Origin of the sequence: Micromonospora sp. NPDC047644 (genome assembly GCF_040704315.1) — a bacterium.
Taxonomy (GTDB): Bacteria; Actinomycetota; Actinomycetes; order Mycobacteriales; family Micromonosporaceae; genus Micromonospora.
This window is the reverse complement of the sequence record NZ_JBEYSY010000007.1, coordinates 49,523-75,420: the sequence shown is the minus strand read 5'-3', so window position 1 is coordinate 75,420 and position 25,898 is coordinate 49,523. Positions and strand designations below refer to the sequence as shown.

The window sequence follows — 25,898 nt, the reverse complement described above, 5'->3', positions numbered from 1 at the left end:
CCGCTCGCTCACGCCACCTCGGCCGGGGTGCCGGCGGTGACCCGCAACAGCTCGGGGTAGGTGGTCGGGAAGACCGCCTGGGGCACGCCACCCGCGGCCCAGATCTCCGGGTACGCCGCCAGCGCCGTGTCCACCAGGGTGCGCAGCGGGCGCGGGTGCCCGAGCGGGGCGACCCCGCCGATCGGCTGCCCGGTGTGGGCCCGGACGAACTCCGGGGTGGCCCGACGCAGTCGGGTGACGCCGATCGATGCCGCCAGGCCGGCGGTGTCGACCCGGTGTGCGCCGGAGGTGAGGACGAGCAACGGCGTGTCGTCCGCGTCGAAGATCAGCGAGTTGGCGATCTGGCCGACCTCGACGTCGAGCGCCTCGGCGGCCGCCGCGGCGGTGTGCACCGCGTCGGGCAGCAGACGGACCACGCTGGGCTCACCGCCGCCGTCGAGGGTGCCGGCGGCGGTGAGCGCGTCCTGCACCGCCCGTACGTTCGGGTGTGGCTGCATCCCGCCATTCTTCCCGGTCCGTCGGTGGCCGGTTCAGTCGGCCGGCACGCTCGGCGCGTCACACGTTGCATTTTCGTCGGAGGGGAGGTGTACTGTCAGCAGCAGTTAGAACGAGTGTTCGATTGCCTCGAACGCCCGTTCCAACCAGCCGGAGCGCGGCGTTTCGCGGCGTCACCTCCGGGCGGTGCGGCTCCGCGGGCCGCACCGGGGTTTCCGGGCAGTCGCGAGCCTGGTCCCCATTAGGCAGGAGCGTCGCTCGCCGCCCACGACCCCCGGGCGGCGGGCGACGCACCCGCCGGTCCGCCGGCCGGGTGTGGTGTGGGGAAGCATCCACACCCGGCCGGCCACACCCGGTGCGTCTTCCTCCGCACCACCCCGACCTCGGCGTCTCGTCGGTGGCATCAGCCACCGCAGTGACGTCTCGGCCACGTGGAGGAGAGACATCCATGCCGACCAACCCGGCTCAGGCACCGACGGTGCCGGCGCACGTGCTGCCGCACCGCACCCCCGCCCAACTCCTCACGTTGGCCCGCCGTGGGCTGGTCGAGGCCGGCCAGACCCGACCTGATGGCCTGCGCTACGCGGCTGCCCACCTGGCCGCCCTGCGCGCGGCGGCAGCTCTGCTGGCCGCCCGGGCCCGCCCCGCGCCGAGTCGACGCAACCGGATCACCAGTGTCTGGGTCCTCCTCTGCGCCGTCGCTCCGGAGCTCGACGAGTGGTCCCGGTTCTTCGCCGCGGGGGCCAGCAAGCGCGCCGCCGCCGAGGCCGGCATCCCCCGGGTGGTCAGCGCCCGGGAGGCCGACGATCTGCTCCGCGCAGCCGAACAGTTCGTCACGGTGGTGGAAACCGCGCTCGGCGTGGCCCACCAACCGGCCCTGGACGGCCTCGCCGCCTGATCCCGCCGTGCCACCGGCCGCCCCGCTAGGGGAGCCGGGCGGCTGGTGGCACGGCGTGCCGGTCCTCATCTGATCCACAGCAACGACGGGGGAGTTGGTCCAATGGCGGGCCGCATGGTGGCTGGTTCCGCCGCGCTGGCCGATCTGGTGCGCCCGGCGAGCGCGCCCGACCCGGTCGGTGGCCACCGGGTGCTGCCGGTGGTGCCCGAGCTGACCGGTCTGCTGCCCAACCGGGGCCTGCGCCGGGGCAGCACCATCGCGGTCGCCGCCGGCCAGCCCCGCCGCAGCGGTGGCACCTCACTGATGCTGGCCCTGCTCGCCGAGGCGTCCCGGGCCGGCTCGTGGTGCGCCGTGGTCGGGGTGCCGACGTTCGGCGCGGGCGCGGCGGCCGAGCTGGGCATCGCCCTGGACCGGCTGGCCCTGGTGCCGAACCCCGGCCCCGAGTGGGCCACCGTGGTCGCCGCGCTGATCGACGGGGTGGACGTCGTGGTCACCACCGTGCCGGCCTCGGTCTCCGCCTCGGTCGCCACCCGGTTGGCCGCCCGGGCCCGGCAGCGCGGCAGCGTGCTCGTCCCGTACGGCCGGTGGGACGGCGCGGACGTGACGCTGCAGGTGGTCCGGGGAGTCTGGGAGGGTCTCGGGCTGGGCCGGGGGCGGTTGCGCCGTCGGGAGATCACCGTCTCGGCGCGCGGGCGCGGGGCGGCTGCCCGGCCCAAGGAGATCAAGGTCTGGCTCCCGGGTGACGAGTTGACCCGGGTGATCCCTCGTACGCTGCCGTCGCCCGTGGGTCGATCGGCCGCGCCACTCGCGCTGGTCGGTCAGGGGTGACCGGCACGCCGGCACGCACGCTGCTGCTGTGGTGCCCGGACTGGCCGGTGCTCGCCGCCGAGATCGTCGACGGGGTGCCGGCGACCGGCCCGGTCGCCGTGCTGCACGCCAACCGGGTGGTCGCCTGCTCCGAGCGGGCCCGCGCCGAAGGGGTGCGTCGAGGGCTGCGCAAGCGGGAGGCACAGGGGCGTTGTCCGCAGCTCACCGTCGTGGAGTACGACCCCGGCCGGGACGCCCGGGCGTTCGAACCGGTGGTCGCCGCGGTGGAGGAGTTGGTCGCCGGTGTCGAGGTGGTCCGTCCGGGTGCCTGCGCGGTGGCCGCCCGAGGGCCGGGCCGTTACCTCGGCGGCGAGGAGGCGGCCGCTGAGCGGATCATCGAGCATGTGGCGCAGTCGTGCCTGGTGGAGAGCCAGGTCGGCATCGCCGACGGGGTGTTCGCGGCCGGTTTGGCCGCTCGCGCCGGCCGGGTGGTGGCACCGGGTGGGACACCGGGGTTCCTGGCCGGGTTGCCGGTCGAGGCGCTCGGGCGGTCGGCGCTCGCCGACCTGCTGCGCCGGCTGGGAGTACGCACCCTCGGCGACTTCGCCGCCCTGCCGGCCGGCGACGTGCTGGCCCGGTTCGGGTTCGACGGTGCGCTGGCCCACCGGCTGGCCGCCGGGCGGGACCACCGCCCACTCGCCGTCCGGCAGCCGCCGGCCGACCTGACGGTGACCGCGGAGCACGACGACCCGATCGACCGGGTCGACGCGGCGGCGTTCGTGGCCCGGGCGCTGGCCGAGCAGCTGCACGAACGCCTGGCCGGGCACGGTCTGGCCTGCACCCGGCTCGGCATCGAGGCGGTCACCGAGCACGGGCAGGAGCTGCACCGGGTGTGGCGGCACGATGGCCTGCTCACCGCCGCGGCCATCGCCGACCGGGTGCGCTGGCAGCTCGATGGGTGGCTCTCCGGCAGCAATGGCCGGGCCGGTGCCCGACCGGCCCGGCCGACGGCCGGCATCATCCGGCTGCGACTGATCCCGGACGGGGTGATCGCCCAGGCTGGTCTGCAGGCCGGTCTCTGGGGGGAGACCGGCGAGGAGCGGGAACGCGCGCACCGGGCGTTGAGCCGGGTGCAGGGCATCCTCGGCCCGGAGGCGGTGGTGACCGCGGTGCTCGGTGGTGGGCGCGCCCCGGCCGACCAGGTGCGACTGGTGCCGTGGGGCGACGAACGCGTCCCCACCCGCCCCGGCCCGCCGCCCGATGCCGGTGTCGGCCCGACCACCGGCCAGGGCGGGAGTGCTCCGCCGTGGCCGGGCCGGCTGCCGCCGCCCGCGCCCGCCGTGGTGCTGCCCAGTCCGCTCGCCGCGACCGTGCACGACGCCGCTGGCGAGCCGGTGGTGATCAGCGCGCGGTTGGCGGTGAGCGCCGCGCCCGCCCGACTGGTGGTCGGCACCGGTCAGCCGGCGGAGATCGTGGGTTGGGCCGGGCCGTGGCCGGTGGATGAGCGCTGGTGGGCGCCGGCCGAGGCCCGCCGCCGGGCCCGGTTCCAGGTCAGCCTGGCCGACGGTGCTGCCCTGCTGCTGGCCGTGGAGTCGGGGCAGTGGTTGGTGGAAGCGATCTATGACTAGGTCAGGTCGATCCCTGCCCGGCGTCGGCTGGCTCCGCGCTGGCCGGGGAGCAGATGTCCTGATGAGCGTGATGACTCACAGACATCGTGATGCCTGTGAGTCATCACGCTCATCGCACCTCTCGCCGCCGTCGGGGCGACCGCCGTCGTGTTCGTCGTCGACCCGGTCGCCCAGCATCCCTCGGCCGAGCAGGACCGGGCCGAGCAGGACCGGGCCGAGCAACGCGGCCGGAGCGGCCCGATGAGCTTCCACAACCCGAAGATGCCCTGGTCGGAGCTGGAGCGGGTGCTCTCCGGGCGGGCCAGCGGCGGCGCCGGCCGGTCGGGTGGCGGTCGGTCGCGCGAGGAGCGGCACCTGCACGTGGTGGACCCGCTCGCCGTGGACGCCGATGGCGGCGACTCCCCGGCCTGGAGCCGCCGCCGCGAGCAGTACCAGCCGCCGGAGCTGACCCGCCCCGACGGCGTGGTGCCCTACGCGGAGCTGCACGCGCACACCAACTTCAGTTTCCTCGACGGCGCCAGCCACCCGGAGGAGCTGGCCGAGGAGGCGGCCCGGCTGGGGCTCACCGCGCTCGCCGTCACCGACCACGACGGCTTCTACGGGGTGGTCCGCTTCGCCGAGGCGGCCCGCACGCTGGGGCTGCCGACCATCTTCGGCGCGGAGCTGTCCCTCGGCCTGCCCGGCCCGCAGAACGGTGAGCCCGACCCGCACGGCGCGCACCTGCTGGTGCTCGCGCACGGTCACGAGGGGTACGCCCGGCTGGCCACCACCATCGCCCGCGCCCAGCTGCGCGGCGGGGAGAAGGGCCGCCCGGATTACGGGAGCCTGGAGGAGGTCGCCGCCGAGCTGAAGGACCACGTGCTGGTGCTGACCGGCTGCCGCAAGGGGCACGTGCCGGGTGCCCTGCTCACCGAGGGGGTGGACGCGGCGGCCCGCGAGCTGGACCGGCTGACCTCGCTCTTCGGCGCGGAGACGGTGGCGGTGGAGCTGACCGACCACGGTCATCCCGTCGACGCCGACCGCAACGACGCGCTCGCCGAGCTGGCCGCCGCGGCCGGGCTGCCGACGGTGGCCAGCAACAACGTGCACTACGCGAGCCCCGGCCGGCGTCGACTGGCCACCACCGTCGCCGCGGTCCGGGCCCGACGCAGCCTGGACGAGATCGACGGCTGGTTGCCCGCGGCGGCCACCGCCCACCTGCGCAGCGGCGCGGAGATGGCGGCCCGGTTCGCCGCGTACCCGGGTGCGGTGGCGCGGGCCGCCGAGTTCGGCGCCGAGTTGGCCTTCGACCTCCAGCTCGTCGCGCCGCAGTTACCGGCGTACCCGGTGCCGCCGGGGCACACCGAGATGAGTTGGCTGCGGAAGCTGACAGCCGACGGTGCGCACGAGCGCTACGGGCCGCCGCAGGCGCACCCGACGGCGTACGCGCAACTCGAGCACGAACTGAACATGATCGAGGAGCTGGGTTTCCCCGGTTATTTCCTGGTGGTCTACGACATCGTCACGTTCTGCCGTGACCAGGACATCTACTGCCAGGGTCGGGGTTCTGCGGCCAACTCGGCGGTCTGTTACGCGCTGCGGATCACCAATGTGGACGCGGTCCGGCACCAACTGCTCTTCGAGCGGTTCCTCGCCCCGGAACGGGACGGCCCACCCGACATCGACGTGGACATCGAGTCCGACCGCCGGGAGGAGGTGATCCAGCACGTCTACACCCGTTACGGCCGGGAGCACGCCGCCCAGGTCGCGAACGTCATCTCCTACCGGCCCCGGTCGGCCGTACGGGACGTGGCCAAGGCGTTCGGCTACTCCCCGGGGCAGCAGGACGCCTGGAGCAAGCAGATCGACAGGTGGGGCTCGGTCGCCACCGTCGATGTCGAGAACATCCCCGAGCAGGTGGTGGAGTACGCCAACGAGTTGCAGACGTTCCCGCGGCACCTGGGCATCCACTCCGGCGGCATGGTGATCTGCGACCGGCCGGTGATCGAGGTCTGCCCGGTGGAGTGGGGGCGGATGCCCGGGCGCAGCGTCCTGCAATGGGACAAGGACGACTGCGCCGCGGTGGGCCTGGTCAAGTTCGACCTGCTCGGCCTGGGCATGCTCTCCGCCCTGCACTACGGCTACGACATGATCGGGATGAGCCTCGACCTCGGTGACATGACCCTCGACGACCCGGAGGTCTACGACATGCTCTGCCGGGCCGACTCGGTCGGGGTGTTCCAGGTGGAGAGCCGGGCCCAGATGGCCACCCTGCCCCGACTCAAGCCCCGCGAGTTCTACGACCTGGTGGTCGAGGTGGCGCTGATCCGTCCCGGCCCGATCCAGGGCGGTTCGGTGCACCCGTTCATCCGCCGCAAGAACGGCCAGGAGCCGGTGACCTTCGCGCACCCGCTGATGCGCAACGCCCTGGAGAAGACCCTGGGTGTGCCGTTGTTCCAGGAGCAGCTGATGCAGCTCGCCATCGACCTGGCCGGCTTCGACGCGGCCGAGGCCGACCAGTTGCGCCGGGCGATGGGCGCCAAACGGTCGGTGGAGCGGATGACCCGGATCGCCGACCGGCTCTACGCCGGGATGGCGGAGCGGGGCATCACCGGTGAGCTGGCCGACGACGTCTACCGCAAACTCACCGCGTTCGCCAGCTACGGCTTTCCGGAGAGCCACGCGATGAGCTTCGCCTACCTGGTCTACGCCAGCTCCTGGCTCAAGCGTTACCACCCCGCGCCGTTCCTGGCCGCGCTGCTCAACGCCCAGCCGATGGGTTTCTACTCGCCGCAGACCCTGGTCGACGACGCCCGTCGGCACGGGGTGGAGGTCCGCCGTCCGGACATCAACGCCAGTGGGGCACTGGCGGTGCTGGAGTCCACTCCGGAGACCCGGTGGGGCAGCGGGCCGGGGGAGCCGCCGCACGCCTGGGGGCTGGGCGGCCCCGCCGTCCGGCTCGGCCTGTCCAGTGTGCGCACACTCGGTGCCGACGTGGCCGAGCGGATCGAGGCCGAGCGGGCCGCGCGCGGGCCGTACACCGACATGCCGGACCTGGCCCGGCGGCTCGGTCTCACCGCCGCGCAGTTGGAGGCGTTGGCCACCGCGGACGCCTTCGCCTGTTTCGGGTTGACCCGGCGGCAGGCGCTGTGGGCCGCCGGTGCGGCGGCCCAGGACCGACCGGGCCGGTTGCCCGGCACGGTGACCGGCGCGGCGGCGCCCACGCTGCCCGGGATGGAGGCGGTGGACCGGCTGGTCGCCGACGTGTGGGCCACCGGGTTGTCGCCGGAGAGCCACCCCGCCCGCTTCATCCGGGGGCAGCTCGACGTGCTCGGCGCGGTGCCGATCGCCCGGCTCGGCCGGGTGGAGCCGGGGCAACGGATCCGGGTCGGCGGCATCGTCACCCACCGGCAACGTCCGGCGACCGCGGGCGGGGTCACCTTCCTCAACCTGGAGGACGAGACGGGGATGCTCAACGTCACCTGTTCGCCGGGGCTGTGGCAGCGCTACCGGCGGGTGGCGCGGACCAGTGCCGCGCTGGTGGTACGGGGGCGGTTGCAGCGGCACGAGGGGGTGACCAACCTGGTCGCCGACCGGCTGGACGCCATCGAGCCTCCGGTGCGTCCGGCGTCCCGCGACTTCCGCTGAATTCAGTGATCCACATTACGGTTTCCCGAGCCGTCGGGCGGGAGACTCGTCCCGAGCGGGCAGAGCGGCCCGTGATCCGTGAGGGGGAACGACAGTGACGGGAAATCACGCGTACACCGGTGGAATCGCCAACGCCCGGCGGACCCGACTGGGCACCGGCTGGGTGCCGTCGCACCTCGCCGACCCCCGCGAGTACGAGGTGACGAACGGCCCGGTGGCCAACGAGCGCCGGTCCCGGGCGGAGGACGAGGCCGAGGGCACCGAGGCCTGACCGCCGCCGCGCCACGCACCGATCGGGCGTGTGGTGGGCGCCCCCGCCACACGCCCACACCACCACCGGGCCGAGTGACTAGGCTCGGCCGGGTGGAGCAGACCCGAGGCCGGTTCGCCGAGCCGCCGCTGACACCCCGCACCGCCGTGATCTGGTCGGTGCTCCGCGCCGAACTGGACCGGCGCGGCGACGCCGAGCTCACAGTGCTGGACGTGGGCGGCGGCACCGGTGGTTTCGCCGTTCCGTTGGCCCGCGCCGGGCACCGGGTCACCGTCGTCGACGCCAGCCCCGACGCGCTCGCCGCGCTCACCCGCCGCGCCGCCGAGGCCGGGGTGGCCGACCGGATCGCCGCCGTGCAGGGCGACGGTGACGCCCTCGCCGGGCTGGTCGAGCCGGCCGGCGTCGACCTGGTGCTCTGTCACGCCGTCCTGGAGGTGGTCGACGACCCGACGCCGGTGGTGACCGCGCTGGCCACCGCGCTGCGCCCGGGTGGCGCGGCCAGTGTGCTGGTAGCCGGCCGGGCCGCCGCCGTGCTGGGCCGCGCGATGAACGGGCACCTGGACGTCGCGACCACCCTGGCCGCCGATCCGAGCGGCACCGCGGGCCCGCGCGACACGCTGCGCCGACGCTACGACGCCTCCGCCGCCGCCGCGCTGCTCGGCGCCGCCGGGCTTGAGGTCGAGGAGATCCACGGGGTACGCGTGCTGGCCGACCTGCTGCCGGCCGCCGTCGCCGACGGGCAGTCCGCGGCCGTGGTCGAGCTGGAACGAGCGCTGGCCGCCCAACCGCCGTACCGGGACCTGGCCGCCCAACTGCACCTGTTCGCCCGCCGGCCGGCATGATCGCCGAGGCCGGTGGCCAGCCGGCAGCGCTGGACATCCTCGGGCCGGGTCACGGCGGCGGTCGCCTCGCCGACGTGCTGCCCAGCGCACTGGCCGTGCTCGGGGTGCCCGGCTCGACCGACCCGCTCGGGCTCCGGCCCGCGCTGGCCGGGGTACGCCGGATCGCGGTGCTGCTCGTCGACGGGCTCGGCTGGTACCAGCTGCCGACCGCGGCGCCGTACGCGCCGACTCTCGCCGGACTCGCCGCGACGGTGGCCCGGCCGCTCATCGCCGGTTTCCCGTCCACCACCCCGACCAGCCTGGTGTCGCTGGGCACCGGTGTCGCGCCAGGCGCACACGGTGTGCTCGGCTTCACCGTGCGGGTGCCCGGCACCGAGCGGGTGCTCACCCACACCGACTGGGCCGCCGATCCGTCGCCGCTGTGCTGGCAGCCGGTGCCCACCCAGTTGGAGCGGGCCCGCGCCGCCGGGGTCACGACGAGCGTGGTGAGCCGGCCGGAGTTCGGCGGCAGCGGGTTGACAGTGGCCGCCAACCGGGGTGGCGACTTCCGGGGCGCCGCCGGCGGGGACGCGGTGGCCACCGCCATGCTGGCCGCGCTGACCGCCGGGGCCGGGCCCACCCTGGTCTCCGGCTACCACGCCGACCTGGACCGGCACGGCCACCTCAGCGGCGTCGACTCGGCACCCTGGCGGGTCGCCGCGACCGAGGTGGACGCCCTGGTCGCCCGACTGGTCGACGGGCTGCCGCCGGACGCGGCGCTGCTGGTGACCGCCGACCACGGGCAGCTCGACATCCCCGCCGCGCACCGCTTCGACCTGGACACCGATCCGCGACTGCGCGCTGGCCTGCGGCTGGTGGCCGGCGAGGCCCGGGTCCGCTACCTGCACGTCGAGCCGGGCGCGGTGGACGACGTGCGGGCCGCCTGGTCGGAGGTGCTGGGCGCCACGGCCCGGGTACGCACCCGCGACGAGATGGTGGCCACCGGCTGGTTCGGGCCGGTGGCCGACGAGCACCTGGGTCGGATCGGCGACGTGGTGGTGATCTGCAACGACACGTACGCGGTGATGGCCAGTCGCACCGAGCGGCCGATGGCGTCGAAGTTGGTGGCCTACCACGGGTCGGACACCGCCGCGGAGCTGACCGTACCGCTGCTGGTCGTCCGGGGCTGACCCAGGCGGACGGTTCGGCCCGCCGGCCGACGGTGGTGTCGTACCTCCGGGTTAACCTGCCGGGATGGGCCGCAGCCAGTCGTTGCCCCGGGGCGACGATCCGCGCTTCGGGCCGGACGCCGACGACTCCGCCAGCCCGATCCTGCACGTCGACATGGACGCCTTCTTCGCCGCCGTCGAGGTGCGCCGTCGCCCGGAGCTGCGCGGCCGGCCGGTGGTCGTCGGCGGTGTCGGCCCGCGCGGGGTGGTCAGCTCGGCCAGCTACGAGGCCCGCCGGTACGGCGTCCGCAGCGCGATGCCGACCAGTCAGGCCCGGGCCCGCTGCCCCCACGCGGTCTACCTGCCACCGGATTTCTCCGCCTACACGGCCGCCTCCCGGGCCGTCATGCAGATCTTCCGGGACGTCACACCGCTGGTCGAGCCGCTCTCCCTCGACGAGGCGTTCCTCGACGTGACGGGTGCCCGTCGGCTCTTCGGCTCCCCGGCCACCATCGCCCGGCTGATCCGTCGCCGGGTCGCCGACGAGCAGGCGCTGACCTGCTCGGTCGGGGTGGCGCCGACCAAGTTCGTGGCCAAGCTCGGCTCCACCCGGGCCAAGCCGGACGGCCTGCTGGTCGTGCCCCCGGGGCAGGTGCTCGACTTTCTGCACCCGCTGCCGGTGGACGCCCTGTGGGGGGTGGGGGAGCGCGCCGCCGAGGCGCTCCGCCGACTCGGTCTGGCCACCGTCGGCGACCTCGCCGAGGCGCCGGTCGGCATGCTCCGCCGAGCCGTCGGTGCCGCCTCGGCCTCGCACCTGCACGAGCTGGCCTGGGGGCGCGACCCGCGCGGGGTCAGCCCCGAGCACGTCGACAAGTCGATCGGCGCCGAGGTGACCTTCGACGTCGACGTGGCCGACCCGCTGGAGATCCGCCGTGCGTTGCTCGCGCTCAGCGCGAAGGTCGGTGTCCGTCTGCGCGGCTCCGAGCAGGTCGGGCGCACCGTCTCACTCAAGGTCCGGCTGGCCGACTTCCGCACCGTCAGCCGATCTCGCACCCTCGACGTTCCCACCGACACCGCCCGCGAGATGTTCGACACGGTCTGGGCGCTCTACACCGCATTGGACCCGGGCGAGCGGATCCGACTCGTCGGTGTCCGGGTGGAAGGGCTCGCCCCGGCGCAGGGCGCCCCCCGGCAACTCACCCTCGGCGCTCCCGAGCGCGGCTGGCGCGAAGCGGAAGCTGCCGCGGACGCCGCGGCTGCCCGTTTCGGGCGGTCCGTCATAGGTCCGGCCAGTCTGATGGGCGACCGTGATCCCCGTCGAAACGAAAATCCACCCCGCCCATAGGTCGTCCCGCTTTCCGACGCGCGACCCCCCTCGTAGACTTGCGGGTAAGCAGCCGGTTGGCTGCCACGGTCTGTCGGCCCGAGTGGGCCCGACCAACGTGACCGGGGAGGAGTGCCGTGCCGCTCTCGGAGCACGAGCAGCGGCTGTTCGAGCAGATCGAGCGGTCGCTTGCCGAGGACCCCAAATTCGCCTCGGCCGTGCGCGCCAGCGATCCGCGCTTCCATGCGCGGCGTCGCCTGCTCGTCGCCGCCGGCGTCATCATCGCTGGCTTGGCTCTACTGGTCTATGGCGCGGTGATCAAGACTCCACCACTGGCGGTGGCGGGCTTCGTCGTCATGCTGGCGTCGGCCGCGTTCGCGGTGCAGTCGCACCGGCGGGCGCAGTCACCCGACCTGCACGTGGTGGGCGGCACGACGAGTCGTCGTCGTCCCCGCGGTGGCCGATCCGGTCGCCGGTCGTCAATCCTGGACCGCATGGAGGACAGGTGGCGGCAGCGCCCGGAGGGGCACCGCTGAGCCGGTCCCGCCGCTGAGGCGGGCCGTACGCCGCGACGAGCGGTCGCCGGGCACAGCCCCCGGCGACCTCCGTCGTATCCGCGCGCCCTCTGCCGCTGCCAGAGTCGCGCCGGCTCTCGTCGCCGTGCTGGCTGCGTCGCTGTGCTGGCTGCGCCGCCGCACCGCCGCGCTGGCTCTCGTTACCGTGCTGGCCGCGTCGCTGTGCTGGCTCTCGTTACCGTGCTGGCCGCGTCGCTGTGCTGGCTCTCGTTGCCGTGCTGGCCGCGTCGCCCGGCTGGCCGCGTCGCGTGCCGGCACCTGACGCATGATCATGTGATGAAAAGTAGGCACCGAACGTCCGAGAGACCTACTTTTCATCACATGATCATGGGAATGGTGAGCCGGGCGTAGGGACGGTGAGCCGGGCGTAGGGATGCCGGGCTGGGCTGACTGGCTCGATGGCTGGGCTGGCTAAGTTGGGCTGGGCCGGGCGGAGCTGGGCGGGCTGGGCCGGGCGGGGCGGACGGGCTGGGTTGGGACGGCGGCGGGTGAGTCGCCGTCCCAACCAGGGATCGCCGTCCCAACCCAGGGACCGCCGTCCCAACCCAGGGAACCGATCGGTCAGCGAGCTGCCCGGCCGGCCAGCAGCCGTCGAGGGTTCCACCGAAGCAGTCGGTACCGGGCCTGGCCGGTGAACGCCACCATCCGGCTGGACCTGTCGGCCATGCTGGTGCGCCAACGCAGCAGCACCGAGGGCGGCAGCACGGCGGCGCGCAGGCGGGTCCGTCGGTCCGCCCGTGTCGCGAGCGCCGCACGGACCGCTCGCAGCGCCGGCAGCAACGGCTCACCGGTCAGCGGATCCCGCGCATAGCGGGCCCGCTCCTCGGCCCGGCCGAGCAGCCGCGCCGACCCGATCGCGTCGTCATCGTCGAGGGAGTCCCGAACCAGCCGGTCCGCGGTCGCCCTGGGCGTCTCGGTCGGATCGACCGGCACCCGGAAGTCGACGAGCGTGTCGAGCAGCTCCGCCCAGGCGGCGTGCGCGTCCGCGCGGGCCCGGTTGGCGTCCGCGCTGACCACCACCGGACGTACCCCCGGCTCGCTGTCGCCACCGACCGTGGCGGAGGCCATCGCCCCGCTCGTCGCGCGACCACTGCGTCGGCGGCGCAGGGCCATCCGGCGCAGCGCGGGCACCGCGAGCAGCAGCAGCAGGGCCACCAGGCCCGCTGCCCACCAGGGCCAGACCGGCGGCTGCTCGTTCGGCGTCGTCCCGCCGAGAGAGAGCCCGTCGTCGGCGTCCCGATCGGCGTTGTCCGGGCCGGTCGGCGCCGTCGAGGCGCCCGGGTCCGTCGGGGCGCTCGTGGCGCCGGAACTCGGGCTGGGCTCCTCCGGCGCGTCAGTGTCCGGTGCCCAGGCCGACCGGGTGGAGCCGGGCACCCCGTACGCCGGGGTGGCGTCGAACGGCACCCAACCGGCCCCGTCGAAGTAGACCTCGGTCCAGGCGTGCAGGTTGAGGTTCGTCAGCGTGAAGGTGTCACCGTCGCGCTTGCTGCCGTTGGTGAAGCCGAACGCCACCCGGGCCGGAATGCCGGCCGAGCGGACCAGCCACGCCATCGCGGCGGCGTACTGCTGGCAGTAGCCCACCTTGTTGGTCAGAAAGTTGACGATGTCCTGACCGCTGCTGCCGCTCTCGGTGCTCAACCGGTAGCTGAAACCGTTGTCCGCCGAGAAGTGCTGGTAGATCGACAGCACCCGGTCGTAGTCCGTGCGCTTGCCCTGGATCAGGCCCTTGACCAGTTCCTCCACCTCGGGCACCGGCCCGGGGGTGGCGGTCATCTGTCGGCGTAGGGGGTGCTCGGTCGGCAGTGATCGCGCGGCCCGCAACGCCTCGGGCGTGAAGGTCGAGCGGACGTAGTCGAAGGAGTACTTCCGACCGCGGGAGTTCTCCCGGTTGGAGAAGACGACCTGCTGGCCGGTGTCGTAGAGCCAGTTGTCGCTGAGGTCGTCGGCGCGGGTCGGTTCGGCGTAGACCGGCATCAGCGACATGCTCAAGCTCTTGGTGACCTCGACGGTCGCCTTGTAAGTGGTCTGCTGCACGCCTGGACCGGCCCGGTCGGCCGGGTTCGGCAGGTCCCGGTTGACCGACCGGCCGCTGGGGTTGCGCGCCTGGAAACCAGCGGGTCGTAGCTCGTCGGCGACCGCGTAGCGCAGGTAGAACGGGTTCTGCTCGGACGTCTTGACCTTGACCAGGTCGGCTACCTGGGACTGGTTGAGCTGGCCGGCGAGCGAGGCGAACAGGTCGATCCGACCCGACGTGCCGCCCGAGCCGGACCCGTTGCCGGTGCCGTTGCCCGGCCCTCGGCTGAGCGAGTCGAGCAGTCCGCCGGTCATGCCGGGCACCGCCAGCGGCAGCACCACCGCCAGGGCCACCCCGACCGCCGCGAGCCGGCGGCCGGCGGACGCCAGCGGAGAGGCCTCCCACACGTCGACGTCGCGGCCGTCACCGGTGAACCGCCGCCCGAAGCGGCGCACCCGGTCGACGTTGTCGGTGACCAGCAGCCAGAGATAACCGGCGGCACCCACCACGAACGGCACGGCGGGGACGCTGTCCACGTAGACGGCGACCGGCACCGAGTAGATGGCGAGCATCGGCAGCCCCGCCAGTGCGGGTCGGCGCAGCCCCACGGCCAGCACGTCCACCAGCACGGCGACCCCGCCGACGCCGAGCACGGCGATGAACAGCAACGGGTCGGTGTCCGGGACCTCGACCCCGTACGAGCGCATGTCCTGCATGGAGCCGGCGAGCAGGTCGCCGAAGTACGCGAACGTGCCCGGGGTGGGCAGGATCGCGAACAGCTCCTGCCCGCTGGGGAACAGCCAGGTCAGGGCGAGCATCAGCCCGGCCAGCATGCCCAGCACCTGACCCCACAGCGGTGCCCGGGCGAGGCGGGTCAGCGCGGCCACCCCGGCCACCACGGCAACCGCGATGATGGACTCGATCAGCCACGTCCAGCCCTGGAAGATGGCCGACAGCGGCGCGGCGGCCAGCAGCGTGGCAGCGGCCGCCACCATGCCGATGTTCCGACTGCTGATCATGAGGGGAGCCTTCCGTTCATCGCACGCCGCCGGCGACGGTCTCGGCCAGCGCGGCCCGCAGGGCGAACCCCTGGGCGCCCCGACCGGCCTGCGGCCACAGCGCCGGCAGCCGGCCGCCGTGGTCGACGCCGACCACCCGCCAGCCACTCTGCACCATGGCGAGGACGGCGGCGGCGTGCGCGTGCTCCGCCTCGCTGCGCGCCTTCTCCGGCAGGCTGAGCCAGGTGGAGCTGTTCAGGAGGAAGCCGACGCAGGTGGCACCGTTGCCCCGCAGCCCGGCCAGTACCTCCGCCTCGGCGACGCTCACCGCGCCGAACAGGCCGATGATCAGGCCGCCGTCGGCGCGTTGGCGGACCCGCTGCACGAGGCCGGTGACCTCGGCACGCTGGTCCAGTCGCACCTCCGCGAGGTGATCGAGCAGCGTGCCGTCCCCGCCGGCCTCCGAGGCGTCCACATCCGCCCCCGAACCGGTGACCAGGCGCAACTTGTAACCGGCCTGCCGCAGGTGGACGGCGATGCTCGCGGCGGCCGAGACCGACCACTCGAAACTGGCGGTCGGCCCCTCGCCCCGGTGGCCGTACGCCCGGGTGTCCAGGACGACGGTGGCGCGGCTCTCCCACGGTTGCTCCTCGCGACGCACCATCAGCTCACCGGTGCGGGCGGTGGACTTCCAGTGCACCCGGCGCAGGTCGTCGCCGCGCCGGTACTCCCGGGTCGCCGCGTCGTCCTCGCCGTGCACCGCCACCGAGCGGGCCCGGCTGTCGCCGCTGCCCGCGTACTCCCCGGGGAGCCGGACCGACGGCAGCGGGGTGACCTGCGGGATGACCGTCAGGTGGTCGGTGCTGGGGAAGGAGCGGGTGAGTTCACAGAGGCCGAACGGATCGGTCATCCGGACGACCAGCGGGCCCACGTCGTAGCGGCCCCGCACATCGGCCCGCACCGTGTACGCCACCGAGCTGGCCTGGTGTGCGCCGAGTCGCTCCAACACCACCCGGGGTCGGCTGCCCAGCGCGTAGGGCAGCCGGTCCTCCAGGAGCAGGGTGCCGGTCGGCAGCCGGGAGAGGTTCTGTAGGCGCAGCACCACCCGGGAGTTGGCGCCGACCGGAACCCGGTGCGGGTCGAGCGAACGGTTGCAGGCCAGCTTGTAGCGGCTCCGCCCGACGTAGGCGGCGGCCAGCAACGGCAGGATGGCCAACAGCACAGCCACCCGGAGCAGGTCCTTCTCGCCGAGGATGCCGGCTGAGATCGCCGCCGCGACCGCAGCGGCGAGGAAGGACCGGCCGCGGGTGGTCAGCCCGCGTAGCCCGGCACGCACGTCATGGCCTCCGCGGCTCGTAGGGTGCGCGACCGTTGCCGGTGGCGGGGGGCCGGGTGTCGTACGGATTGCGCTGCCTGTCGTGTGGCAGCGGCAGGCGGTGCACCAGCTCGGAGACGATCGCGTCGGTGGTGCGCCGGGCGAGCTGCGCGTCGGCGTTCGGGATGATCCGGTGGGCCAGCACCGGCACCGCCAGGGCCTGAAGGTCGTCGGGGAGGACGTAGTCGCGGCCCTCCAGGGCGGCCACCGCCCGGGCGGTGCGCAACAGTTGCAGGGTCGCCCGGGGGGACGCGCCGAGCCGGAGGTCGGGGGCCTCGCGGGTGGCCGTGACCAGGTCGATCGCGTACTGCTTGACGGCGTCCGCCACGTGCACCTGCCGGACGGTGGCGATCAGCTGTCGGACGATGGCCGCGTCGGCGACCGCGCGCAGCTCGTGCAGCGGGTCGGTGGCGCCGTGCCCGTCGAGCATGGCCAGCTCGGCGTTGGAATCCGGGTAACCCATCGCGATGCGGGCGGTGAACCGGTCGCGCTGCGCCTCCGGCAGCGGATAGGTCCCCTCCATCTCGATCGGGTTCTGAGTGGCGATCACCATGAACGGGGTCTGGAGCTGGTACGTCACCCCGTCGACGGTGACCTGCCGCTCCTCCATGCACTCCAGCAACGCCGACTGGGTCTTCGGCGAGGCCCGGTTGATCTCGTCGCCGACCACCAGGTTGGCGAACACGGCCCCGGGGCGGAACTCGAAGTCGTGCGTCTCCTGGTTGTAGACGCTGACGCCGGTGACGTCGCTGGGCAGGAGGTCGGGGGTGAACTGGATCCGTCGTACCGTGCAGTCGATGGACCGGGCGAGGGCCTTGGCAAGCTTGGTCTTGCCGACACCCGGGACGTCTTCGATCAGGAGGTGACCCTCGGCGAGCAGGACGGCCAGGGCGAGCCGCACGGTGGCGGTCTTACCCTCGATGACCTGCTCGATGTTGGCCACGATGGCCTCGCTGGCGGCTCGGAACTCGTCGTGCGGCAACAGGCCGCCCACCTCGTCCCAGGTCTGTTGTGTCACGGGCCTCCTCCTCGTCGCCGTCACGGCAGCTCTCTAGAGAGCACCTGGACCCGCCGTTGGGTTCGCGACGTCGAGCCTCGTATGCCGCAGGAATCTCACTAGTCTCTCAGGCTAACCATGTTTGTCGTTATCGCCGACCCCCGCAGGTAGTCCGTCGGTTACTCCCCGGAATATTCGCCGGCCAGCCGAGCGTGGTCGCTGAGCCCCCCGGGGTGTCCGGCCTCGGCGGTAGTGGCGCGTCAGCGGACCGGGCGGCGAGGTACACTGCGGGGCATGGCCGGAGTCTTCCTGCTTCTTACCGGGCCGTGCTGATGCGCTGAACCCAGCGACAGCACGGCGGCCCCTCCTGCGCGAGGGGCTTTTTTGTGCCCTCCGCCGGCCCGGCCCGGTGGTGCCGAGACGAAGCGAAGCGAAGCGAGGAGAGACGATGAGTGAGGCAGCCGCACCGGCGGGCGACATCCCCCCGTTCCGGTACACCGCGGCCCTGGCCGACGAGATCGAGATTCGTTGGCAGGACACCTGGGCGCGCGAGGGCACCTTCCACGCACCGAACCCGACCGGCCCGCTGGCCGACCCGACCCACCCACGCGCCGGCGCGGAGAAGCTGTACGTGCTGGACATGTTCCCGTACCCCTCCGGAGCGGGCCTGCACGTCGGCCACCCGCTGGGCTACATCGGCACCGACTGTTACGCCCGCTACCAGCGGATGGCCGGTCGCAACGTGCTGCACGCGATGGGCTTCGACGCGTTCGGCCTGCCCGCCGAGCAGTACGCGGTGCAGACCGGCACCCACCCCCGGACCACCACCGTCGCGAACATCGAGCGGTACAAGGCGCAGCTGCGCCGGCTGGGGCTGGCGCACGACGAGCGTCGTTCGGTGGCCACCATCGACACCGACTTCTACCGCTGGACCCAGTGGATCTTCCTGCAGATCTTCAACTCCTGGTACGACAGCGACGCTGGCCGGGCCCGCCCGATCGCCGAGCTGATCGCCGAGTTCGAGGGCGGTAACCGGCCCACCCCGGACGGCCGGGCCTGGGCCGAGCTGAGCGTCGCCGAGCGCCGCCAGGTCGTCGACGACCACCGCCTGGCGTACGTCTCGCAGGCGCCGGTGAACTGGTGCCCGGGGCTGGGCACCGTGCTGGCCAACGAGGAGGTCACCGCCGACGGCCGTTCCGAGCGGGGCAACTTCCCGGTCTTCAAGCGCAACCTGAAGCAGTGGATGATGCGGATCACCGCCTACGGCGACCGGCTGCTGGACGACCTGGACAGCCTGGACTGGCCTGAGCCGATCAAGCTGATGCAGCGCAACTGGATCGGTCGCTCCCAGGGCGCGCACGTCGACTTCCCGACCAGCGCGGCACCGGTGCGGGTGTTCACGACCCGTCCGGACACCGTCTTCGGGGCCACCTACATGGTGCTGGCGCCCGAGCACGAGCTGGCCGACACGCTGGCCCCGGCCGCCTGGCCGGACGGGACGAGGGACGCCTGGACCGGTGGGCACGCCAGCCCCCGGGAGGCCGTCGAGGCGTACCGCAAGGCGGCGGGCGCCAAGACCGACGTCGAGCGGCAGTCCGACACCAAGGAGAAGACCGGGGTCTTCATCGGCGCGTACGCCACCAACCCGGTCACCGGCGGGCAGATCCCGATCTTCATCGCCGACTACGTGCTGGCCGGCTACGGCACCGGCGCGATCATGGCGGTGCCGGCGCAGGACGAGCGGGACTGGGCGTTCGCCGAGGTCTTCGAGCTGCCCATCGTCCGTACCGTGCAGCCGGCGGAGGGCTTCGACGGCAAGGCGTACACCGGGGACGGCCCGGCGATCAACAGCGCCGCGCCCGAGCGCGGCCTGGACCTGAACGGCCTGGGGGTCGCCGACGCCAAGGCGGCGATCATCGCCTGGCTGGAGGCGAACGGGCACGGCACCGGCGCGGTGACCTACCGGCTGCGTGACTGGCTGTTCTCCCGGCAGCGTTACTGGGGCGAACCGTTCCCGATCGTCTACGACGAGACCGGCGCGGCCATCGCCCTGCCGGAGGAGATGCTGCCGGTCGAGCTGCCGGAGGTGGACGACTTCTCCCCGAAGACGTTCGACGCCGACGACGCCGACAGCAACCCGGAGACCCCGCTGTCGCGGCGGCGCGACTGGGTCGAGGTCGAACTGGACCTGGGTGACGGGCCGAAGCGCTACACCCGGGAAACCAACGTGATGCCGCAGTGGGCCGGCTCCTGCTGGTACGAGCTGCGCTACCTGGACCCGACCAACAGCGAGCGGTTCGTCGACACGGAGAACGAGCGGTACTGGATGGGCCCGCGCGGCGACGGCGACTGCGGGGGCACCGACCTGTACGTCGGTGGCGCCGAGCACGCCGTGCTGCACCTGCTGTACGCGCGCTTCTGGCACAAGGTGCTGTTCGACCTGGGGCACGTGTCGTCGTTCGAGCCGTTCCGCAAGCTGTTCAACCAGGGCATGATCCAGGCGTACGCGTACACCGACTCGCGTGGCAGCTACGTGCAGGCCGAGGACGTGGTCGAGCGCGACGGCGCGTACTACCTGGAAGACCTGGTGGTCAACCGCGAGTACGGCAAGATGGGCAAGTCCCTGAAGAACGTGGTGACCCCGGACGACATGTGCGCCGCGTACGGCGCGGACACCTTCCGGGTGTACGAGATGTCGATGGGCCCGCTGGAGGTCTCCCGCCCCTGGGAGACCCGGGCGGTGGTCGGCTCGTACCGGTTCCTGCAGCGGGTGTGGCGGGCCGTCGTCGACGAGCAGACCGGCGACCTGCGGATCACCGAGGACCCGGCCGACGAGGCGACCCGCCGGCTGCTGCACACGGTGATCGACGGGGTCCGTGGTGACATGGACGGCATCCGGTTCAACACCGCGATCGCCAAGCTGATCCAGCTGACCAACGGGCTGACCGGCCTGTCGGCCACGCCCCGCGAGGTGGCCGAGCCGCTGGTGCTGATGGTCGCGCCGTTCGCCCCGCACCTGGCCGAGGAGTTGTGGCGCAAGCTGGGCCATGACACCTCGCTGACGTACGCGGACTTCCCGACCGCCGATCCGGCTCTGCTGGTGGCCGACACGGTGACCTACCCGGTGCAGGTCAACGGCAAGGTCCGCGGCCGGGTCGAGGTCCCCGCCGACGCCTCCGAGGAGAGCGTCCGCGCGGCGGCCCTGGACGCGGTGGCGGCGACCCTGAACGGCAAGGAGCCGCGCAAGGTCATCGTGGTCAAGGGCCGGATGGTCTCGGTGGTCGCCTGACAACGGTGCCCCGCGTCGTGAGCGAGACGCACAGTAACCTCCACCGAAGCGAACACTGAAACGAGCGTGATGACTCAGAGGCATATTTATGTCTCTGAGTCATCACGCTCCTCGGCGATCCCGCGCCCCCGCCCCGCCCCGCCCGGCCCGGCCCCGCCCTCCACCCTCCGCGATCTTGCAGTTTCGGTGCGGGTTATGCCCTTCTTGTTCAGTAATGCCGGGACAGAAAGTGCAAGATCGCGGAGGTTGGGGACGGGATGGGGCGGTCGGGTCAGACGGGCATGGTGCGGCGGCGGCGTTCCGCGCGCCACCACTGGTGGATGAGCACCAGGCTGGCGATCAGGCCGAGGCTGGCCGGGGCGGCGGCGTACCAGTTGACGTGGCCGGGGGAGCTGACCGCCGCGCCGATCGCCGCGTAACCGAAGGCGGTCGGCGCGGACGCGATCACGCTGCCGGCCAGGAATGGCAGCACTCGGGCGCCGGTCGTGCCGTAGCCGTAGCTGACCAGGCCGAAGCCGGCGATCGGCAGCAGCCGGACGGTGACCACACCGAGCACGCTCTGCCGGGCGAACCAGCCGTCGAGGCGGGCCAGTCGACCCCGGACGCGTTCGGCCACGAACTCCCGACCGAGCAACCGGCCGACCGTGAACCCGATCGCCGCCGCCACCAGCGCGGCGCCCAGGGCGTACGCGGCGCCTTCCAGCGGGCCGAAGATCGCACCCGCGGCGAGCGTGATGAAGGTCCGGGGCACCAGGGCAACAAGCAGCAGCGCGCCACCGAGGATCGCCGCCACCGGGGCGAGGTCGCCCAGCCGGTCGGCGACCAGCGGCAACTGCGCCGGATCCGGCCGGGGCACCAGCAGCAGCAGTAACCCGCACCCGCCGATCAGCAGCACGAGCAGGGCGAACCGGGCGGCCGACGGCTGCCGCAGCAGCCGCCGGACGGCACGGATCATGCCCGAGCGGCGGCCACCGCGGAGCGGCGCTCGTTGCGGAGCCGGTCCGACCAGGTGTCGTCCAACGGCGGCAGCTGGTGCGCCCCGGTGGCCCAGCGCAGCAGCAGGTCGGCCAGGGCCGGGTTGCGAGCCAGCGCCGGCCCGTGCGAGTAGGTGCCCAGCAGCTTGCCGCGCCACGCGCCCTCGGTGGCGCTGTCGTTGCCGACCCCGGCGGTGACCCGGGCCAGCGGCGAGACCTCCGGACCGAGGTGGGTGCGGCCGCCGTGGTTCTCGAAGCCGGTCAGCGGGGGCAGACCCAGCCGGGGGTCGATCTCACCGGCCAGCTCGCCCACGGCCCGGCTCTCGCCCCGGTCGGAGTGCAGGTCGAGCAGCTCCAGCCCGCGGCACTGCACACCCTTGGCGAAGAACGAGGTGCCGAGCAGCTGATAGCCGGCGCAGACGCCGAACACCACCGAGCCCTGCGCGACGGCGCGGTGCAGGCCGCCGTCGGCCAGCAGCCGCTGGGCGCCGAGCGCCTGCGGGCCGTCCTCGCCGCCACCGACCAGGTAGATGTCGGCGGTCGCCGGCAGCCGTTCGTCGGAGCGGACCTCCAGCACCTCGACCGGCATCCCACGCTGACGGGCCCGCCGGGCGAGGATCAGGGCGTTGCCCCGGTCGCCGTAGGTGGAGAGCAGGTCGGGGTAGATCCAGACGATGCGCAGACTCTCAGATGACACGGTCCAACTCCGCTCGGATGTCCTGGAACGCGGTGTAGTTCGCGATGACCTCCAGCCGCCCGGGTGGGACCGACCGGAGGGCGTCGTCGAACGTGCGGACGTGCTGGAACGGCACGTCGTTGACGTCCAGTCGAACCGCCAGGTCGTATGCCCGGTCGCCGGTGATCAACACCTGCCGGCCCCGGAGCGGGGCGAAGTCGACGTCGTAGAGCCAGGAGGTGTCCAGACCGTCGGGATCGCGCGCGTTGATGGAGAGCAGGGTCGGCGCGTTGTCGGCCATGTCGAACGCCTCCAGCCAACTGGCCGGATTCTTGGCCAGCAGCAGCCGGATGTTGCGCCCGTCCTTGTCGACCTGCGCGTAACGGCCGGCCACCGAGGTGACGATGCCGAGGCGGGACACCGCGTCGACCGGGCGGACACCGAACTCGGCGGCCACCGCGAGCGCTGTCGCCGCGTTGCCGAGGTTGACCTTGCCGGGCAGCTGGAGGGAGACCTTGTGCCAGGCGCCGGTGGGATCGAGCACACCCTCGTCCTCGACGACCCAGTGCGGCTCCGGTCGGCGTAGCGGGCAGCCGGTGCACCACCACTGCTCGCCGGAGCGCTGGATGGTGGAGCCGCACTCCGGGCAGACCCAGGAGTCGTCGTGCCACCGCTGGCCGGCACTGAACCACGTCACGTGCGGCGGGTTGATGCCCCGGGCGGGATCACCCGGTGGGGTGGCGGCCCACACCACCAGCGGGTCGTCGGCGTTGGCCACCACCCGTACGTTGGTGTGCCGGACCAGCGCCGCACGCCAGAGCTGCGCCATCATGGCGACCTCCTTGGCGCGGTCGAGCTGGTCGCGGGAGAGGTTCAGCAGCGCGACCACGTGCGGCTCGGTCGCCTCCAGCACCTGCGCCAGGTAGTGCTCGTCGACCTCCAGCACCGCGTACGGGGTGCTGCCGGCCTTGGCCAGCGCCGAGGTGTGCCCGCTGGGCATGTTGGCGCCGAACGAGTTGGTGGCGACCCGGCCGAGCACGCCGACCGCGGCGGAGGTCAACCGGGTGGTGGTGGTCTTGCCGTTGGTGCCGGAGACGAGCGCGATCGCGCGCCCGGCCGACAGGTGGGCCAGCAGGTCCGGGTCGATCTTCAGGCCGATCCACCCGCCGATCACTGAACCGTCGCCACGGCCGGCCGCCCGGGAGAGCGCCGCGGCGGTCCGTGACACGGAGCTGGCCACCTTGGCCCGTAGGGGCATTTTCGCGTCCGTCACGCGAGCGAGGTTACCGGACCGCCGGCCTCGCCAGATCGCCGCCGACGGTGAACCGTTCGGCCGTGGTGACCGCGCGGGCGGCCGGGTCGGCGTCCCCCGGACGGAGTCGATCAATGTCGGAAAGCGGACCACGCCGAGGGGCGGCTGAAGCCCTCCACTCCGCTCCACCCCCTGTGACGTGCGGTTTTGTCCTCGGGTCAGGCGCGCCACGCGGGCGAATTTGGTTGCGGGTGGAGGGAAGTGGAGTAGAGTGGGGACCAATGGTGAGGCCGGGAGGGCTCACCGGCCCGGGGGGTCAGCGGCGCCGCGAACGCCGCTCAAGGGCGAGGGGGTTGGGCCGATGTTTCTCGGCACCCACACTCCGCGCCTGGACGAAAAGGGCCGGTTGATCCTTCCGGCCAAGTTTCGGGATGAGCTGGCGGGGGGTGTCGTGGTCACCAAAGGGCAGGAGCGCTGCCTCTACGTCTTCCCGACCCCTGAGTTCCAGCGGATCGCGGAGCAGTTGCGCGCACAGCCGATGACACACAAGGCGGCCCGTGCCTACAGCCGGGTCTTCTTCGCCAGCGCGCACGACGAGGTTCCGGACAAGCAGGGCCGGGTGACCATCCCGGCTCACCTGCGGGCCTATGCCGCACTGGACCGCGAGTTGGTCGTGATCGGCGCGAGCACGCGGGTGGAGATCTGGGACAAGGTCGCCTGGGAGACCTACCTCGCCGAGAGCGAAGACGACTTCGCCGACATCGAGGAGGGGGTGCTGCCCGGCGGTCTGTAGGGCGGCAACGGCGCCCGACGTACTGCGAGATCTCCAGCCGCTTTCGAGTTCCTGGCATCACTTCCCCGGTGCCAGGCGCACGATCCGGTCATTGGGCGACGGTCCGGTGTCAGGCGGGAGCGGATGGGGATCTGGCGGTACGACGGCAGCGCCGTCCGACGACAGGCGCACGAGAAGGACGGACGTTTCAACCAGTGGGGGTCATCATGGGGGAGTTGCGCGGCACACACGTGCCGGTGCTGCTCGAGCGGTGTCTCGAGCTGCTGGCCCCCGCGCTGGGTCGAGGCGGCCGGACGGTCTACGTCGACGCGACGCTCGGTCTGGCCGGGCATGCGGAGGCGGTGCTCGAGGCGCATCCGGAGACGGTGCTGATCGGGCTCGACCGGGACACCGAGGCGCTCGCTCACGCGCGGGTCCGGCTGGCCCGGTTCGCCGATCGGGTGCACCTGGAGCACGCCGTCTACGACGAGTTGCCGGACGTGCTGGACCGGCTGGGCTATCCGGCCATCGACGGCATCCTGTTCGACCTGGGTGTCTCGTCGTTGCAGTTGGACGCGCCCGACCGGGGGTTCGCCTACGCCCAGGACGCGCCGTTGGACATGCGGATGGACCAGACCCGGGGGGTGACCGCCGAGGAGGTGGTCAACACGTACGCGCACCCGGACCTGGCCCGGGTGCTGCGGGTCTACGGCGAGGAGAAGTTCGCCGGCCGGATCGCCTCGGCGATCATCCGGCAGCGGGAACGGGCCCGGATCACCTCGTCCGCGCTGCTGGCGGAGCTGGTTCGGGACTCCATTCCGGCACCAGCCCGACGAACGGGTGGGCACCCGGCAAAGAGAACGTTTCAGGCTTTACGGATCGAGGTAAACAGAGAGCTGGCAGCGCTGGAGACAGCGTTGCCATCCGCACTCGACGCACTGACCGTGGGCGGTCGCATGGTGGTCCTGTCCTACCACTCGCTGGAGGACAGGCTCACCAAGGCGGCCCTCACGGACCGGGTTCGCAGCAAGGGCCCGATTGACCTCCCGGTCGAGCTCCCCGGGTCCGGTCCGACGTTCCGGCTGCTCAGCCGGGGCGCCGAACTGCCGGGGGAGGCGGAGGTCGCCGCGAACCCACGGGCCGCCTCGGTGCGGCTACGGGCCGCGGAGCGACTCGACCCGAACGCGACAGAGCAGGGGCGGACCGACCGCGAACGGTCTCGCCGACGGGTGAAGGGAATGCACCAACCGGGCACGGGGTCCGCCTGATCCGTGGGGGGTCAGGGGCACCGGGACGGCTAGAGGGACGGACGTTGAGGGGGAGGGACATGAGCATTGACAAGCGCGACCGCCGGGACGTCACCGGCGGCGGGCAGCGCGCACCGCGGTCGGGGGGCCGGACCGCGGCGGAGCGGGCTCCGCGCCTCGGTAACGGTACGTCACGCATCGATCGAGTGAACCGGCAGGGGGAGACTCGCGCCCGGGGGGCGCGCGAGTTCCCGACTCAGGGCACCGCCGCGCTGCGACCGGTCGAGAAGGCCGCCAGCGCCACCGGTGCCCGGCCGCCGCGGCTGCGGGTGGCGCCGCCGCCGCCGATCTCGGTGCCGCGTGCGCCGTTCGCGGCGCTGATCGTGGTGCTGGTGGTCGGCGGGGTGCTGGGCATCCTGGCGGTCAACACCAAGATCAATGAGAACGCGTTCCGGCTGGAGCGGTTGCAGCAGCAGCAGGCTCGACTGGACCTGGAGAAGCAGCAACTGGACAAGCAGATCGCCGACGCCGAGGCGCCGGGCAATCTGACCGCCGAGGCGAAGCGGCTGGGCCTGGTCGACGCCGGCGAGCCGGGCTACATCCGGCTGCCGGACGGTAAGACCATCGGTGTGCCGCAGCCGGCGAACGGCCAGCCGTCGGTGACGAGCCAGGGTGCGGGAGGCTGACCG

19 protein-coding genes and 1 pseudogene are annotated in these 25,898 nt (G+C 73.0%); 13 read left to right on the top strand and 7 right to left on the bottom strand.

From position 1 onward, the window contains the following. Positions 1-8: 8 nt before the first annotated feature. Positions 9-497, bottom strand: a complete 489-nt coding sequence (locus AB0877_RS13145) for a YbaK/EbsC family protein (protein WP_366608788.1) — start codon at positions 495-497, stop codon at positions 9-11. Positions 498-943: 446 nt separating this feature from the next. Here AB0877_RS13145 and AB0877_RS13140 point away from each other — a divergent pair, with 446 nt between their 5' ends. The 9 genes from AB0877_RS13140 to AB0877_RS13100 all read left to right on the top strand — a co-directional run bounded on the left by AB0877_RS13140 (position 944) and on the right by AB0877_RS13100 (position 11,576). Further along, positions 944-1,393, top strand: a complete 450-nt coding sequence (locus AB0877_RS13140; protein ID WP_007463070.1) for an SAV_6107 family HEPN domain-containing protein — start codon at positions 944-946, stop codon at positions 1,391-1,393. Between the two features lie 102 nt (positions 1,394-1,495). Further along, positions 1,496-2,221, top strand: coding sequence for a hypothetical protein (locus tag AB0877_RS13135; protein WP_355007688.1), 726 nt, complete (start codon positions 1,496-1,498; stop codon positions 2,219-2,221). Further along, positions 2,218-3,828 carry a DNA polymerase Y family protein gene (locus tag AB0877_RS13130; protein ID WP_366608787.1) on the top strand — a complete coding sequence of 537 codons (1,611 nt, stop codon included), beginning with the start codon at positions 2,218-2,220 and terminating at the stop codon, positions 3,826-3,828. The genes AB0877_RS13135 and AB0877_RS13130 overlap by 4 nt, the downstream gene beginning before the upstream one ends. Before the next feature lie 240 nt (positions 3,829-4,068). Continuing rightward, entirely contained in the window at positions 4,069-7,455 is a 3,387-nt protein-coding gene (locus AB0877_RS13125; RefSeq protein WP_366609029.1) for an error-prone DNA polymerase, read from the top strand. Between the two features lie 94 nt (positions 7,456-7,549). Beyond that, complete coding sequence (locus AB0877_RS13120; protein ID WP_167492956.1) at positions 7,550-7,726, top strand: hypothetical protein; 177 nt, start codon at positions 7,550-7,552, stop codon at positions 7,724-7,726. 74 nt (positions 7,727-7,800) lie between these two features. Further along, positions 7,801-8,568 carry a methyltransferase domain-containing protein gene (locus AB0877_RS13115; RefSeq protein ID WP_366608786.1) on the top strand — a complete coding sequence of 256 codons (768 nt, stop codon included), beginning with the start codon at positions 7,801-7,803 and terminating at the stop codon, positions 8,566-8,568. After that, entirely contained in the window at positions 8,565-9,737 is a 1,173-nt protein-coding gene (locus AB0877_RS13110; RefSeq protein ID WP_366608785.1) for a nucleotide pyrophosphatase/phosphodiesterase family protein, read from the top strand. Before AB0877_RS13115 ends, AB0877_RS13110 begins: the two co-directional genes overlap by 4 nt. 64 nt (positions 9,738-9,801) lie before the next feature. Next, positions 9,802-11,061: a DNA polymerase IV gene (locus AB0877_RS13105; RefSeq protein WP_366608784.1), complete on the top strand. Its 1,260-nt coding sequence runs from the start codon at positions 9,802-9,804 to the stop codon at positions 11,059-11,061. Between the two features lie 116 nt (positions 11,062-11,177). Further along, positions 11,178-11,576: a DUF3040 domain-containing protein gene (locus AB0877_RS13100; RefSeq protein ID WP_030334542.1), complete on the top strand. Its 399-nt coding sequence runs from the start codon at positions 11,178-11,180 to the stop codon at positions 11,574-11,576. Positions 11,577-12,176: 600 nt separating this feature from the next. Here the strand turns inward: AB0877_RS13100 and AB0877_RS13095 are convergent. Genes AB0877_RS13095 through AB0877_RS13085 form a run of 3 tightly spaced genes read right to left on the bottom strand, consistent with a single transcriptional unit; the run spans position 12,177 to position 17,020 of the window. Next, the gene (locus AB0877_RS13095) at positions 12,177-14,648 is read right to left on the bottom strand and encodes a transglutaminaseTgpA domain-containing protein (protein ID WP_366608783.1); all 2,472 of its coding nucleotides are present in this window, start codon (positions 14,646-14,648) and stop codon (positions 12,177-12,179) included. A 16-nt stretch (positions 14,649-14,664) separates the two neighbouring features. Further along, complete coding sequence (locus AB0877_RS13090) at positions 14,665-15,963, bottom strand: DUF58 domain-containing protein (RefSeq protein WP_366608782.1); 1,299 nt, start codon at positions 15,961-15,963, stop codon at positions 14,665-14,667. Between the two features lies 1 nt (position 15,964). Further along, positions 15,965-17,020, bottom strand: coding sequence for a MoxR family ATPase (locus AB0877_RS13085; protein WP_366608781.1), 1,056 nt, complete (start codon positions 17,018-17,020; stop codon positions 15,965-15,967). Between the two features lie 427 nt (positions 17,021-17,447). On the opposite strand from AB0877_RS13085, the gene leuS reads away from it, so the two are divergent. Continuing rightward, positions 17,448-20,288: a leucine--tRNA ligase gene (leuS, locus tag AB0877_RS13080; RefSeq protein ID WP_366608780.1), complete on the top strand. Its 2,841-nt coding sequence runs from the start codon at positions 17,448-17,450 to the stop codon at positions 20,286-20,288. Between the two features lie 271 nt (positions 20,289-20,559). Here leuS and AB0877_RS13075 read toward each other — a convergent pair whose 3' ends face one another. From AB0877_RS13075 to AB0877_RS13065, 3 genes are read right to left on the bottom strand one after another with little or no spacing between them, the layout of a single operon-like run. Next, complete coding sequence (locus AB0877_RS13075; RefSeq protein ID WP_366608779.1) at positions 20,560-21,243, bottom strand: VTT domain-containing protein; 684 nt, start codon at positions 21,241-21,243, stop codon at positions 20,560-20,562. Beyond that, the gene (locus AB0877_RS13070) at positions 21,240-21,959 is read right to left on the bottom strand and encodes a glutamine amidotransferase (protein WP_355007678.1); all 720 of its coding nucleotides are present in this window, start codon (positions 21,957-21,959) and stop codon (positions 21,240-21,242) included. Before AB0877_RS13070 ends, AB0877_RS13075 begins: the two co-directional genes overlap by 4 nt. Beyond that, positions 21,949-23,196 carry a MurT ligase domain-containing protein gene (locus AB0877_RS13065; protein WP_355007801.1) on the bottom strand — a complete coding sequence of 416 codons (1,248 nt, stop codon included), beginning with the start codon at positions 23,194-23,196 and terminating at the stop codon, positions 21,949-21,951. Before AB0877_RS13065 ends, AB0877_RS13070 begins: the two co-directional genes overlap by 11 nt. A 355-nt stretch (positions 23,197-23,551) precedes the next feature. On the opposite strand from AB0877_RS13065, the gene mraZ reads away from it, so the two are divergent. From mraZ to AB0877_RS13050, 3 genes and pseudogenes are all read left to right on the top strand, one after another. Further along, a complete protein-coding gene (gene mraZ, locus AB0877_RS13060) occupies positions 23,552-23,983 on the top strand; it encodes a division/cell wall cluster transcriptional repressor MraZ (RefSeq protein ID WP_030488958.1) in 432 nt (143 codons plus the stop codon). Between the two features lie 206 nt (positions 23,984-24,189). Continuing rightward, positions 24,190-25,300: pseudogene (gene rsmH, locus AB0877_RS13055) on the top strand (16S rRNA (cytosine(1402)-N(4))-methyltransferase RsmH). Then, positions 25,290-25,895, top strand: coding sequence for a hypothetical protein (locus AB0877_RS13050; protein ID WP_366608778.1), 606 nt, complete (start codon positions 25,290-25,292; stop codon positions 25,893-25,895). Before rsmH ends, AB0877_RS13050 begins: the two are co-directional and overlap by 11 nt. Positions 25,896-25,898: the final 3 nt, after the last annotated feature.